General features: G+C 65.7%; 13 protein-coding genes. 7 read left to right on the forward strand and 6 right to left on the reverse strand.

Translation table 11 applies throughout. The features are described 5' to 3' along the window. Positions 1 to 9 precede the first annotated feature (9 nt). The 4 genes from ACP15I_RS14370 to ACP15I_RS14385 all read right to left on the reverse strand — a co-directional run bounded on the left by ACP15I_RS14370 (position 10) and on the right by ACP15I_RS14385 (position 3,195). Entirely contained in the window at positions 10 to 450 is a 441-nt protein-coding gene (locus ACP15I_RS14370; protein WP_424965220.1) for a VOC family protein, read from the reverse strand. Between the two features lie 59 nt (positions 451 to 509). Further along, the gene (locus ACP15I_RS14375) at positions 510 to 1,214 is read right to left on the reverse strand and encodes a type 1 glutamine amidotransferase domain-containing protein (RefSeq protein ID WP_424975617.1); all 705 of its coding nucleotides are present in this window, start codon (positions 1,212 to 1,214) and stop codon (positions 510 to 512) included. A 128-nt stretch (positions 1,215 to 1,342) separates the two neighbouring features. After that, positions 1,343 to 2,260, reverse strand: coding sequence for a LysR family transcriptional regulator (locus ACP15I_RS14380; RefSeq protein WP_424975618.1), 918 nt, complete (start codon positions 2,258 to 2,260; stop codon positions 1,343 to 1,345). A gap of 74 nt (positions 2,261 to 2,334) precedes the next feature. Beyond that, positions 2,335 to 3,195 (reverse strand): DMT family transporter, encoded by an 861-nt coding sequence (locus ACP15I_RS14385; RefSeq protein ID WP_424975619.1) that lies wholly within the window; start codon positions 3,193 to 3,195, stop codon positions 2,335 to 2,337. A gap of 182 nt (positions 3,196 to 3,377) precedes the next feature. Between ACP15I_RS14385 and ACP15I_RS14390 the strand changes: the two genes are divergently transcribed. After that, positions 3,378 to 3,839: an Lrp/AsnC family transcriptional regulator gene (locus ACP15I_RS14390; RefSeq protein ID WP_424975757.1), complete on the forward strand. Its 462-nt coding sequence runs from the start codon at positions 3,378 to 3,380 to the stop codon at positions 3,837 to 3,839. Positions 3,840 to 3,878: 39 nt separating this feature from the next. Here the strand turns inward: ACP15I_RS14390 and ACP15I_RS14395 are convergent, their stop codons facing one another. Further along, positions 3,879 to 4,196: a hypothetical protein gene (locus ACP15I_RS14395; RefSeq protein WP_424975620.1), complete on the reverse strand. Its 318-nt coding sequence runs from the start codon at positions 4,194 to 4,196 to the stop codon at positions 3,879 to 3,881. Positions 4,197 to 4,217: 21 nt separating this feature from the next. Here ACP15I_RS14395 and ACP15I_RS14400 point away from each other — a divergent pair, with 21 nt between their 5' ends. The 6 genes from ACP15I_RS14400 (at position 4,218) to ACP15I_RS14425 (ending at position 12,235) form a co-directional block, all read left to right on the forward strand. After that, positions 4,218 to 5,213 carry a tetratricopeptide repeat protein gene (locus tag ACP15I_RS14400; protein ID WP_424975621.1) on the forward strand — a complete coding sequence of 332 codons (996 nt, stop codon included), beginning with the start codon at positions 4,218 to 4,220 and terminating at the stop codon, positions 5,211 to 5,213. A 278-nt stretch (positions 5,214 to 5,491) separates the two neighbouring features. Further along, positions 5,492 to 6,451 (forward strand): MBL fold metallo-hydrolase, encoded by a 960-nt coding sequence (locus tag ACP15I_RS14405; RefSeq protein ID WP_424975622.1) that lies wholly within the window; start codon positions 5,492 to 5,494, stop codon positions 6,449 to 6,451. Between the two features lie 233 nt (positions 6,452 to 6,684). Next, complete coding sequence (locus ACP15I_RS14410) at positions 6,685 to 7,446, forward strand: substrate-binding periplasmic protein (protein WP_424975623.1); 762 nt, start codon at positions 6,685 to 6,687, stop codon at positions 7,444 to 7,446. A 10-nt stretch (positions 7,447 to 7,456) separates the two neighbouring features. Further along, positions 7,457 to 10,270 carry a response regulator gene (locus ACP15I_RS14415; protein ID WP_424975624.1) on the forward strand — a complete coding sequence of 938 codons (2,814 nt, stop codon included), beginning with the start codon at positions 7,457 to 7,459 and terminating at the stop codon, positions 10,268 to 10,270. A 67-nt stretch (positions 10,271 to 10,337) separates the two neighbouring features. Continuing rightward, positions 10,338 to 10,655, forward strand: a complete 318-nt coding sequence (locus ACP15I_RS14420) for an Hpt domain-containing protein (protein ID WP_424975625.1) — start codon at positions 10,338 to 10,340, stop codon at positions 10,653 to 10,655. A gap of 8 nt (positions 10,656 to 10,663) precedes the next feature. After that, entirely contained in the window at positions 10,664 to 12,235 is a 1,572-nt protein-coding gene (locus ACP15I_RS14425) for a response regulator (RefSeq protein WP_424975626.1), read from the forward strand. A 13-nt stretch (positions 12,236 to 12,248) separates the two neighbouring features. On the opposite strand, the gene ACP15I_RS14430 is transcribed toward ACP15I_RS14425, so the two are convergent. Then, positions 12,249 to 12,986, reverse strand: coding sequence for a substrate-binding periplasmic protein (locus tag ACP15I_RS14430; protein WP_424965230.1), 738 nt, complete (start codon positions 12,984 to 12,986; stop codon positions 12,249 to 12,251). Between the last annotated feature and the right edge of the window lie 272 nt (positions 12,987 to 13,258).

The following is a 13,258-nucleotide window of genomic DNA, read 5'->3' on the forward strand; positions in this document are numbered from 1 at the left end:
CCGGCCCGCCTACCAGCTGCCCGTATTAGGCATAGAGGCCCAGGGCTCGGCCTTCTCGAGGTTCGGACCCGCCTGCAGCAGCTCGATCGAGATCCCGTCCGGAGAGCGGACAAAGGCCATGTGACCATCCCGCGGGGGGCGGTTGATCACGACCCCCGCCGCCATCAAGCGCGCGCAGGTGGCGTAGATATCCGGCACGCGAAAGGCCAGATGGCCGAAATTGCGCCCGCCCTCATAGGGTTCGGGATCCCAGTTATAGGTCAGCTCGATCAGGGGCGACTTCTGGGCGCGTGCGCGGTCCAGATCCCCGGGCGCGGCAAGGAAGACGAGGGTAAAGCGCCCTTGCTCATTCTCGATGCGGTTGGTTTCCACCAACCCCAGCGTGTCACAGTAGAATGCGAGCGACGCGTCCAGATCGCTGACGCGCAGCATGGTATGCAGGTAGTCCATGGTATCTCCGTTCGGATGGCCCGGCGCGGGGCGCGCCGGGCAGGAATGCGCGCGGCGGTTCAGGCCGCCGCACGGGTTTCGGTGAGGGCGTCGAGCAAAAGCGTGGCCACCGCCGCGCTCGACATCGGGTTCTGCCCGGTGATCAAACGCCCGTCGCGGATCGCGGTTTCCGTGAAATCCGCCCCCGCCTCGAAATGCGCGCCCAGTTCGCGGAACCGCGTCTCGAGCAGGAAGGGCACCACGTCGGTCAGCCCGACCGCCTCTTCCTCGGCATTGGTGAAACTGTTCACCCGCAGCCCGGCCACAAGCGGTGTGCCATCGGCGCGGGTGGCATTCACCAGACCGGCGGGCCCGTGACAGACCGCAGCAACCACGCCGCCCGCCGCGTGGATCGCGCTGACGGCCTTGGCGAGGGCCGTGCTCTGCGGAAAATCGAACGCCGTGCCATGCCCGCCGGGCAGGAAGATCGCGTCATAGGCCGCCGGATCGATGTCGGAGATCGCTGCGGTGTTGGCCAGCGCTGCCATCGCCTCGGGCGCATCGAGAAAGCGCTGAACCGCAGCGGGCCGCTTGGAGGGTTCCGCGTCGAGGCTCGTGGGGTCATGGGCCGCCGCCCCGCCCTGGATCGAGGCCAGCGTGACCCGGTGGCCCGCATCCACCAGCGCCCAATAGGGCACGGCGAGCTCTTCGTAGTAAAAACCGGTGGGCCGGCCGGTCTCCCCCAGCGCGGTGTGAGATGTCAGGACGATCAGAATATCTGCCATGGGATCCTCTGTGTTGTGTGGTTCCGTTCCATCCCAAGATGGGGGTGGCTCGGGTCGTTGGGAAATCGGAACCACCGATAGCGCAAATCGGTTCCGCCAGAGCCCCAGCCGGATCGGCCGCGACCGGATCAAGCCCGGGCCAGGAAGGCTGCGCTGACCAGATCGCGAAACCAGATCTCGGCAGGGTCGCGATGGGTCGTCGCGCTCCAGGCCAGCGTGTTGGTCACCGGCGGCACGGCCACGGGACAGGGCTCCACCGCGAACGCCCCGTGGCGCGACAGGGCCTCGGCCACGAAATCCGGCACCGTCGTGATCAGATCCGTCCCCGGCAGGGCCCCAAGGATCAGAGCAAAGCTCGACAGCCCGAGCGCGATGCGCCGTGTCCGCCCCAGCGCGCGCAGTTGATCATCCACAAAGCCCGACAGGTCCCCCATGGGCGTCACGAGGGCCTGCGGACGGCTGCAGAAATCGGCCAGCCCCTCAAGCGGCGGCGCGGCGGCATTGCGCAGCACGACCCAAGGCGCATGACGCAGAACCCGCATCTTGGCGCTCGCCGCCGGGTCGTTGCGCAGATAGCCCGCGATGGTCGAGACCTCGCCGCTGGCCAGCATATCCGGCAGGGACCGGTAATCCCCGATCCGCACGGACAGATCACACTGCGGGGCTTCGGCTCTCAGGCGTGCGGTCATCTCGGGCAGCGCGCTCAGGGCCAGCGCATCGGTGCAGCCGAGGCGAAAGACCCGCGCATCCGAGGCCGGATCAAAGGGCCGCAAGGCGCCAAGTGCGGCGGCCAGCCCGTCGTAATGGGGGCGCAGGGCCTGCACCAGCTCCTCGGCCCGGGCCGTGGGCACGAGGTCGCGCCCCTGCCGCACGAGCAACTCGTCTTCGAACAGATCCCGCAGCCGCGCCAGCGTCCCCGAAACGGTCGATTGGGCAAGGTGCAGCCGCCGGGCCGCCTTGGTGGTGGACCGTTCCTCGATCAGCGCGATGAGGGCCGAGATCATCTTGAGATCCAGTTGATCGAGCCCCGGAGGGGTGCCAGCCATGGGTCAGGTCCTGCAAACTGGCCCAGCTATGGCACGACCGGTCCGCGCGAGGCAATGACACCCGGTTCGGGCGCTCAACCCCCTGCACGCCCCGCCCGCGCCGAGAGGCACACACCCGCGCAGATGACGCAAATGGCGAGCCCCGTGGGCAGGTCCAGCGGCTCGCCCAGCACCGGGACCGCCATGAGCGCGGCCAGCGCCGGAGTGACCGAGCCCAGCACGGCACAGCGGCCCGAGCCCAGCTGTGCGATGGCAAAGGCATAGGTTAGGAGCGCGAGCACGCTGACACAGAGCCCTTGCACGAGGATGAAGGGCATCGCCTCCTCCAGGGTGAAGCTGCCCCAGTTCGACCGTGCCAGCCCCGTGGCCATCAACACGCCCATTCCCAGTGTCGAAGGCAGCGCGATGACCAGCGCGCAGCCCAGCGGGTCGAGCCCCGAGCGTTTGACCGCCAGTGTGAACGCCCCCCAACACAGAGAGGCCAGCAGCAATGTCACCGCCCCGCCCAGCGCCGTCGCCCCCGCGATCGGCCCGACGATCAGCGCCACCCCCACAAGGATCAGACCCAGTGCCCCGGCCCCGAGGGGCGTCGGCCGCGTGCCGTCCCGCAGCCAGATCAACAAGGCCACGCTCCCCGGTACGGTCCCCGCGATCAGGGCGCTGACATGGGCGGCCGAGGTCACCGCCCCGCCGCGCACCGCCAGCCAGAAAAACGGCAGCCCGGCCCCGATGGCGATCACGGCGCAATTGCCGAGCCCCGCGCGCCGGATCATCGGCAGACGGGCGGGCAGAAACGGCAAGAAGACCAGCGTCGGCACAACCGCCCGGATCAGGGCGATATCGGCAAAGGCCAGCGCGGACGCCTCGCTCACCCGCGCACTGAGGGCGAAGGCCGCCCAGACAAGCACCGTCGCGGCCATGGCCAGATATCCCATCCCGCGTGCAGAGGGCGGTGATTGGCGAACCGAACCGGGTGCGGACAGAGTGACGGAGGCAGTTGTGGACATGGGGGGCACTTTCTGAAATCCCGCCATCATGGCAGCCTCACACTCGCTTGAGATTGCCAATTCTGCCTTTCTGATGTCTGATCTTGGCAGATTCTGCTCTCGAGGGCCATATGGACGCCAAGGACTACCAGATCATCAAGGAGTTGCAGCGCGACGGGCGGCTCACAAATCAGGAGCTGTCCGAACGGGTCAACCTCTCGCCGTCGCCCTGCTTGCGCCGGGTCCGAAACCTCGAAAAGGCCGGCATCCTCAAGGGCTATTCCGCCGTGGTGGATGAACGGGCCTTCGGGCTGGGCATGACCGCCTTCGTGCGCATCACGCTGGAGCGGCATTCCGGGGCGTCCGCCTCGGCCTTCGAGGAAGGGGTGCAGCGGATCGACGAGGTGCTCGACTGCTATGTGATGGCCGGTGGCACGGATTATCTCTTGCGGGTCCTTGTCCCGGACCTGCAGAGCTACGAGCGGTTCATCCGCAACCGGCTGCACAAGATCGAAGGCATCGCCTCGATCGATACGGGCTTTGCCTATGGCGTTGTGAAACAGGCGCAGGTCTTCCCGGACATCCAGCGCTAGAGCCCGCGAAAATCGCTAGGAACCGCCCCGCCCCCCCGTTTAGGCTACCCCGGGCTGGCACGGCAGTGCCGCGCGGAGGAGGGAGCAGCCCTGAAAGACCGCTACGACAACCGGCTCAGCACGGGCTCCGCGGCGGCGCGGGATCACTATATCACCGGGCTCGACCGTCTGCTGGCGGGGCAGGTCCGGTTTGTCGACGCATTCGAGCAGGCGGTCGCAGCGGATCCCGGTTTCGCCCTCGGCCATGCGGCCCTGGCGCGCGGGGCGCAAACCGTCGGGGACGGCGCCCGCGCCCGGGATGCCATTGCCACCGCGCGCGGGCTCACCGGTGGCATCAACCCCCGCGAACAGAGCCATATCCACGCGCTCGACCTGCTGATGGCTGGCAGGACCGCCGAGGCCTATGCCGCGATCCGCGCCCATGTGGACCTCTACCCGCGCGACGCGCTGATCGCGCAGACCTGCTCGTCGGTTTTCGGGTTGATCGGGTTTTCCGGCCAGCCCGGACGCGAGGCCGAGATTCTGGCCTATACGGCGGGCCTCCTGCCCCATTACCGCGAAGACTGGTGGTGCCTGAGCCAATATGCCTTTGCCCTTTGCGAGACCGGGGCGCTCGACCGGGCGGCGCGGTATATCGACCGGTCACTGGCCCTGAACCCACAGAACGCCCACGGCGCCCATGTGCGCAGCCATGTCTACTACGAGGCCGGGGATCCGAAGCTCGGGGTTGCCTATCTTGGCGAGTGGCTCGCCGGCTACCACCGGGAGGGGTACCTGCACGGGCATTTGTCCTGGCACGCGGCACTCTGGGCGCTGGAACAGGGAGATGTCGCGACCATGTGGGACAGGATCGATGCGGATATCCGTCCGGGGGCGAGCGCGGGGCTGCCGATCAATGTGCTCACCGACACCGCCTCGATCCTCCACCGTGCGGAAATGGCAGGCGTGCCTGTCCCGCAGGCGCGCTGGGACGAGATCAGCGCCTATGCGGCGCAGTTCTTTCCGAAGGCCGGGCTGGGTTTTGTCGACATCCATGCCGCCCTCGCCCATGCCATGGCCGGCGATGGCGATGCGATGGCCCGGCTGATGGAGACGCCCAATGATCTGACCGGTGATCTGGTCACCCCGATCGCCGAGGGCTATCTGGCCCTTTCGCGCGGCGACTGGGCGGAGGCGGTGCAATGCCTGAGCTCGGCCATGGCCGATCATGCGCGGCTCGGTGGCAGCCGCGCCCAGCGCGACCTGCTGGAGATCTCGCTCCTCGGGGCCCTGCTCCGGCTCGGCAAGGAGAGCGAGGCCCGACGCCTGCTGGCCCTGCGGCGTCCGGCATTGGCGCGATCGCGGGTCGTCCATGGGCTGGAGGCCCATATCTGAGATCCATCTCCCCCAGCCGTTGCACGGGGGGACAGCCGTCCCCGGCCTACAGCGTTCTGTGTGCGCACCCGCACAGGGGGGTGCGATTGACAGCACCCTACCCCATGGGAAACCATCCACCTCTCGCGCGCCTTGTCGCCGTAGGCCCCGTATGGACAGAGCCCCCACGCCCTGCCCCGGGCCCACCCCGACAGGCCCAGTCCAGACCCGGACACGGAGCAAAGCGGCGGCCTCGATGCCCCGCAACCACCCGTGCCCACAGCCTCGGAGACACCGCCATGAACCGTCGTGCCCTACTCAAACTCGCCGCCGCCGCCCCCATTGCCCCGCTTGCCATCCAGTTCGTGCCCATGGCGCAGGCCGCAGGCCATGGAGATGTCACCCAGGTGATCGGGGTACAGCATTTCCGGGTCGGCACATGGGTGGTCACCGCGCTGCTGGACGGCTCCCTGCCCATTGGGCCGGAAAACTTCTCGAACCTCACCCCGGAGGAGGCCGAGGCGCTGACGCGGGCCGCCTTCCTCGAGGGGCCTGCGGTGGATACGGGCGTGAACGCCTATGTTCTGCGCAACGGGACCGAGACCATCCTCGTGGATGCGGGGGGTGCCGGGGCGTTTCCGGGGCTCGGGGCCCTGCCCGCCGCCCTCGAAGCCGCCGAGATCGCGGCATCGGATGTGACCCGCGTGGTGCTCACCCATCTGCATCCGGATCATATCGGGGGTCTGCTGGGCGAGGCCGGGCCGGTTTTCACCAATGCCAGCGTGCATGTGCACGCAGCCGATATCGCCTTCTGGAACGATGCGGAGATCAAGGCGCAGGTGCCGGAGGGCTTCCACCCGTTCTTTGACCTGGCCGTTGCCGTGACCAAAGCCTATGGCGACAAGATCATGCCCTTTGAGGGCGATACGGACCTGTTGCCCGGTCTGGCGGCCCGCGCTCTGCCCGGGCACACGCCGGGTCACTCCGGGTTCCTTGTCTCGTCAGAGGGTGAAGAGTTGCTGATCTGGGGCGATATCATCCATGTGGGCGCCTTCCAGTTCCCCAAACCCGAAGCCGCGATCGGCTTCGACGTGGACCCGGACACCGCGGTAAGCACGCGCATGGCCCTTCTGGCCGACGTCGCCGAGAGCCGCCTGACCGTGGCCGGCATGCATCTGCCCTTCCCCGGGATCGGCCATGTCGTCACCGAGGGCAGCGGCTATCGCTTCGTGCCGCAGGGCTGGACCTTCTCCCTCTGATCTCATCCACCGGCGGGCCCTGGGCGGGCCCGCCCAATATCCCCTGGGCTTTGACCGGACGGATCCATGCGGCCAAATTGGCGGTTGTACGCGCCAAGGGGGCATCCCCCGGATCATCGGCACGCCGCCGCTGCTCCCTTTAGATTGGCCGGAACCACCCCGGGATCGAGTTTTTGCGTGACCCGCAGGGCCATGCCATGCACCATGGCGCGAGATCCAAGGGAGCTTTCGACATGCCAGCACGTTTGGCCCTTGTCTGTGTCACGCTGCTCACAGCAAGCCAATGGACCGCGCCCGCCACCGCGGCGGAGACTGTCGTCCTGACCACGACGGAATGGCCGCCCTATTCCGGTGCGACGATTGCGGGCCAAGGCGCGATGTCCGTCATCCTGAAGGAGGCGTTTTCGCGCGTGGGCATCACCCTTGAGGTGCAGGTCCTGCCCTGGCGACGCGCGATCGAACAGGCACGCAAGGGGACGGACGCGATCGGCTATTTCCCCGGGTATCACTGCGATCACCTGCCCGGGTTCGCAGCCTCCGAGCCCCTCGGCATCGGCCCGCTGGGGTTCGCCGAGAACCTCGAAAACCCGATCACATGGTCCTCGGTCGGCGAGTTGGGGGAACAGGGGCTGCGGATCGGGACCGTGCGGGGTTACGCCAATACCGAGGAATTCGATCAAAAAGTCGGGCAGGGCTGGATCCGGGCCGTGCCTGCCCAGACGGATACGGCCAATCTGGCCGCCCTCGCGCGCGGGCGCGTGGACGCGGCGGTCGTGGATTCTCGCGTGCTGCGCTACCTGCTGCAAACCGACCCGGACCTGATGCCCTATCGCGACACGATCCGGTTCGATGAACGCCCCCTCGACATCAAGACGCTGCATGCCTGTTTTCTCGCCGGGGCAGATGGCGATGCCACCCGGCGCCAACTCGATGCCGGGCTGGCCGAGATCTCGGCGGATGCGCTGCTGGATGATTACCTGAAGGCCATGGAGTGAAACTCAGCACATGACGGATACCAATCCGACCGATCCGGCTGCGCGCGCCACGCCCGGAGCCCATCTGGACGGGGCGCCAAAGCCCGAGCGGGGCCGGTTCACCTCGATCCGGGCCAAGCTGCTGGCTTTTGTGATCCCATTGGTCCTGATCTCGACCTTCGCGGTGTTCAGCATCTTCGAATACATGGCCCGGCAGGCGGCGAGCGAGCAGCTCAGCCTCAAGCTTGACCGCACTGTAGAGATCCAGGGCGCCGTGCTCGCGGAATCGATCTGGAACGTCGCCGATGAACAGATCGGGCTGATCCTCGATGCACTGATCACCGACAGCGATGTGGTCGGGGCCATTGTCTTTGACGAAGACGGGCGCGAGATCGCCGCCATCGGAGAGGTGGAGGGCCTTGAGGACCGCCCCTTCTTTGCCGGGTCCGACATCATGTATGGCGGCTTCGGGGATGAGCAGAAGATCGGGCATTTGGCCATCGCCCTGACCGATGCCAATCTGGCCACACAGGCCCAGGGGCGGCTGATCCTCGCGCTCGTGCTGGCGAGCATCCTGCTCACGGCGATTGTCTCGGGCATCCTTCTGGCCAACCGGCGCATCATCGGCCAGCCGATTGCCCTGCTGATCGAGTCCATCGAGCATCAGGGGACGAAGGGCGCCAAGACCAGGGTGGCATGGGAAAGCCAGGACGAGATCGGCTCGGTGGTGCGCGCCTTCAACAACATGCAGTCGCGGCAGGAAGCCTATGAGCGTGAACTGCAGGCCTCCCATGATCAGCTTGAGCGCCGGGTCGCGGCCCGCACCGCCGAGCTGGCCCAGGCCGAGGAACTGGCCAATGCCGCGCGCAAACAGCTCCATGATGCGATCGAGAGCATTTCCGAGGGGTTTGCGATTTATGACGCGGAAAACACCCTGAAACTCGCCAATCGGCGCTACCGGGAGGTGATGCATAATCACGACCCCGAAGGACTGGCGCCCGGCACCCCTCTGGACGCGGTGCTGTCCCGGGCCTTTGACAGCGGCGTGTTCATGCATCACGGCGTCTCGGAGGACGATTGGGTCGCTGCGCAAATGGCGCGGATCTCGAAAGTGGGCGAGCCCTACCTGCTGGAGATGACCGAGGACCGCTGGCAACGGGTCAGCAACCGCCGCACCGAGGAAGGCGGGATCGTCAGCGTCTCGTCCGATATCTCCGAGCTCAAGCAGATCCAGGACGAGTTGCAGCGCGCCAAGGAACAGGCCGAGGCGGCCAATGATGCCAAGGGCGCGTTCCTTGCCACCATGAGCCACGAAATCCGCACGCCGCTCAACGGGATTGTCGGGATGAGCAACCTGCTCGACGGGACGGCTCTCACGGTCGAGCAGCGCGAGTTCAGCGCCACGATCAAGAGCGCGGCGGACACCCTTCTGACGATCATCAACGACATTCTCGACTTCTCCAAGGTCGAGGCCGGGGCGCTGGAGCTGGAAAAGATCCCCATGCATCTGGGCGAGGTGGTCGAGGATTCCGCGGAACTGGTGGCCTCGAAGGCAAACGAGAAGAACCTCGAGATGGCCTGCCGGATCGAGCTCGACGTGCCGCGCGGCATTCTCGGGGACCCGACCCGGCTCAAGCAGATCCTGATGAACCTGCTGAACAACGCCGTGAAATTCACCGAACAGGGCGAGGTGGTCCTCAAGGTCTCCAGCGTCCTGCCCGCCGAGGCCCTGACCGAGGGCGACAGCACGCTGTTGAAGTTTCAGGTCTCGGATACGGGGATCGGCATTCCCCCGGAACGGATGGACCGGCTCTTCAAATCCTTCAGCCAGGTCGATGCCTCGACAACACGGCAATATGGCGGCACCGGGCTCGGGCTTGTAATCACCAAGCGGTTGGTGGAGCTTATGGGCGGGCAGATCTCGGTCGAGAGCGAAGAGGGCAAGGGCACGACCTTTTCCTTCACCCTGCCCTGCGTCACCGCCACCCTGCCCAACCGGAAATCCCGCGATCGGCAGCTTGACCGGATCCGGGGCGCGCGGGTCCTTGTGGTCGATGACAACCGCACGAACCGGCTGATCCTGAACGAGAAGCTGTCAAGCTGGGAGATCGAGTGTCAGGCGACCGGCGATCCGCGCGAGGCGCTGAGCTGGATCGAGGGCGGTGCGCGCTTCGACGTCTGCATCTTCGACTACAAGATGCCGTATCTGAACGGGCTGGAGCTGTCGCGGCGCGCCATGACCGTCTGGGGAGCCGAAAAACCGCCGCTGATCCTGTTCACCTCGATCTCGAGCTTCGAGCCCGCCTTCAAGGAGGCCGTGGACGAGATCGGTTTCAGCAGCGTGCTCAGCAAGCCTGCCAAATCCAACCAGTTGCGGCAGGCCCTCGCGCAGGCCCTGACGCCCGAGGCAGAGGCGGAACCGAGCGTCGAGGTTTTCGACGCAAGGGCGCCGACCGCCACCGTGAACCCGCTGTCGATCCTGCTGGTGGATGACAACGCGATCAACCGCAAGGTCGCGACCAAGACCCTGAAGCGTCTGGGCTACGAGTCGGACGTGGCCTGCGACGGGCACGAGGCGGTCGAGATGGCCACGGCAGGGTCCTATGATCTGGTCTTCATGGATATCGAGATGCCCGGTATGGACGGGATCACCGCCACCGGGAAGCTGCGCGCGCTGATCCCCGACCATGAAATGCCCTATATTGTGGCACTCACCGCGAATGCCATGGCCTCGGAGCGGGATCGCTACCTGCAATCGGGCATGGACGGGTATCTGAGCAAACCGATTGACCTGGACGCATTGAAAAAATGCTTGACCGAGGCGCATCAGCGCCGCGATCACTGAGGCTGTACGAGAAGTCCGAGGAACCTGCGTGACGATTGAGATAGACACAGCCGCCCTGAGAAACCTCATGGACCTCGTCGGAGGGGATCAGGACGACCTTCAGGAATTCGTCGACGACTTTTCCGAGATTGCGCCGGAGCTCGTGCAACAGATGCAGGACGGGGCGTCGACCGATGACTGGGACAAGGTGCGTATCGCGGCCCACACGCTCAAATCCAATGCGCGGGATCTGGGGGCGGCGGATCTGTCAACGCTGTGCTCGACGCTGGAACAAGCCTGCCGGGCCGGCGAGCATGGCGCCGCACCTGATCTGATCGCCGAGATCACTGCATCGCAAACGGCGTCCTGCGCGGCACTGGCCCAGTGTGATCTGGGTGCCCTGTAAGACATCGCATGGATCAGATCGCCGACACATCACAGCGCCCGACCGAGGCCGCCACACCGGTGCCCGCGCCCCGGCAAGGCCCGGCGCCGAGCATCCTGATCATCGATGACAGCCTCATCAACCGCAAGAAGATCCGCGGGGCCCTGCGCCGGTTGGGCCATGAGGCTGATCTGGCCGAGGATGGCGAAAGCGGGCTCCAGGCGGTGCGGGCAAAGCCCTATGACGTGATCCTTCTGGATATCGTGATGCCCGGCATCGACGGCTTCGCCGTGCTCGAAGTGCTCAAGGCGGATCCGGCCCTGCGCGACATCCCGGTCATCGTGATTTCCTCGCTGGAGGATGAGCAGGAAAGCGTCGTGCACGCGATCGAGCTGGGCGCCGAGGACTTCCTGCCCAAGAATTTCGATCCGATCCTGCTGCGGGCCCGGCTGAACGCCTCGCTCACCAAGAAGACCTATCGCGACCAGGAACAGGAATACCTGCGCCGGGTCGAGCGCCTGACCCAGGCCGCTCTGGTGGTGGAGACCGGCCGCTTCAAGCCCGAAACCCTAGGCCTTGAGGAGTTGCGCAGCCACAAGGATGCCTTGGGCAAGCTTGCGGCCGTATTCTCGGGCATGGCCGGTGAGATCTATCGACGCGAACTGCGGCTGCGCAAGGCGATCCATGCGATCCAGGGGATCCTGCTGGTGATCTTTGTCGGCGTGGTCTGGGGCGCGACCCCGGCCCTGTCGCGCCTCGCGGCCAATGCCGGGGCCTCTCCACTGATCCTGGCCACCTGGGTCAATGCCTTTGCGGCGATCATGTATCTGTCGATCTCGGCAGCGCGCGGTCAGCTGGCCGCTTTGCGCTGGCGCCATATGGGCTTTCTCATCATCTGGACCGTGATCGCGGCCATCCTGCAGAGGGTGGTGATGCTCGTTCTGGCGGGCAATGTGGAGGCGACGCTCCTCGCTCTGGTCGCCGCCTTTCAGGTTTTCATCGTATTCGCCATCTCGTCGGTGATCCGGCTGGAAAAGGCCAATCTGCGACGTCTGACCGGGCTGATGCTCGGCATGATCGGGGTCTGCGTGGTGCTCTTTGACAAGCTCGACCTTTCTGGCGGGCCCGGGGCGGAATGGCTCTGGCTCGGTCTGTCGCTGGTTCTGCCCGCACTTTACGCAACCGAATGGGTCTTTGTCGCCGCCCGCAAACCCGCGGAGCTCGACCTCTTGCCCGCGATCGGCCTCGTGATGCTGATGTCGACCCTCGTGCTGGCCCCGAGCGCGTTTGTCTTCGAAGGCGGGTTGCTCTTTTCCAACGGGTTTGGCGAGACCGAGCGGATCTCGCTGCTACTTTGCGCGGTGGCGTCCCTCTCGATCATCAGCAGCTACAAGCTGATCGAGCTTGCCGGCCCCGTCTTTGCGAGCCAGAGCGCCTATGCCATGACCATCTGCGGCATTGGCTGGGGCATGCTTCTGCTGGGCGAAACCCTCTCGGCGGCGGCCTGGATCGCGGTGGCCTTCATCTTTGCAGGCTTCGTGCTGGTCTCGCCCAAACCCGACAACACCGAGATCGTGATCAAGCGCTCCTTCACGGACTAGGCTGACGCCACGCCTAGAAACCGTGCTTGGACATGATCGCCTTGAGGGTGCCATCCGCGGTCATCTCGGCGAGGCCTGCATTGAAATCCGCGAGGATCACTTCGCTGTTTTCCGCCGCCTTTGAAATCACGAGGTGCTGGATGTCGATGTGGACCGGCGGATCGATCCAGTCGAGCTCGCCCGCCAGATCCGACAGCTCGGTATTGATGATGTGCTGCGCCACGATCTTGTCCACCAAGACCAGATCGACCCGGCCCTTGGCCAGCTTGCGCAGGTTCTCGGCGTCGTCGCTGGAGGGGGATGTGCGCAGCTGCGCCTCTTCGAAGCCCGGAGGCGGTGCGTAACCGCGCACGACCCCAATCGTGTAATCGGTCAGATCCGCATAATTGCTCGAGGTGATATCCGTATCCACGCGCTTGAAGAACACGAGTTCACTGGGTGGCAGCGGTTCCGAGAACAGGAACCATTCCTCGCGCTCTTCGCGATACCAGACCGTGTAGAGCCCATCATGTTTGCCGGATTTCGCGCTGGCCAGAGCGCGTTTCCATGGCAGGAACTCGACCGTGGTGGCGTATCCCTGGCGATCCATCGCCTCGCGGATGATCTCGGAGACAAAGCCGTTATCCTCCAGATCCGCACCATAGAAAGGCGGCCATTCCGTAGCCGCAATCCGCAGTGCCTTCCCCTCGGCAAGCACCGGGCCGCAGGCCAGGGACATCAGGGCCACCATCCAAACTAACAGCCGTTTCATACCCGTCTCCCCTTGCGCAAAGTCCTGCCAGTAATGCTTTGATCAATCGTCGCGTCCCCACCGGGTATCACAGATCCCGGAACGCGCCAAAGACCTTGCGCGAAGTGGCTCTCGCCTCGGCTTTCTGCTGACAAGAACGTGATCAGATACGCCGCATCCTTGGGCGCTCTGAAAACCAGGGCCTACGATGGGCCGGACCGCCGTTCGGGCAGGGTTTCGGCATGCCCGGTGCAGCGCGGGCTTTTCATCCCCGGCGCGAAGCCCGAGACTGC

This window comes from Dinoroseobacter sp. S124A, from assembly GCF_049801015.1.
Lineage (GTDB): Bacteria > Pseudomonadota > Alphaproteobacteria > Rhodobacterales > Rhodobacteraceae > Dinoroseobacter.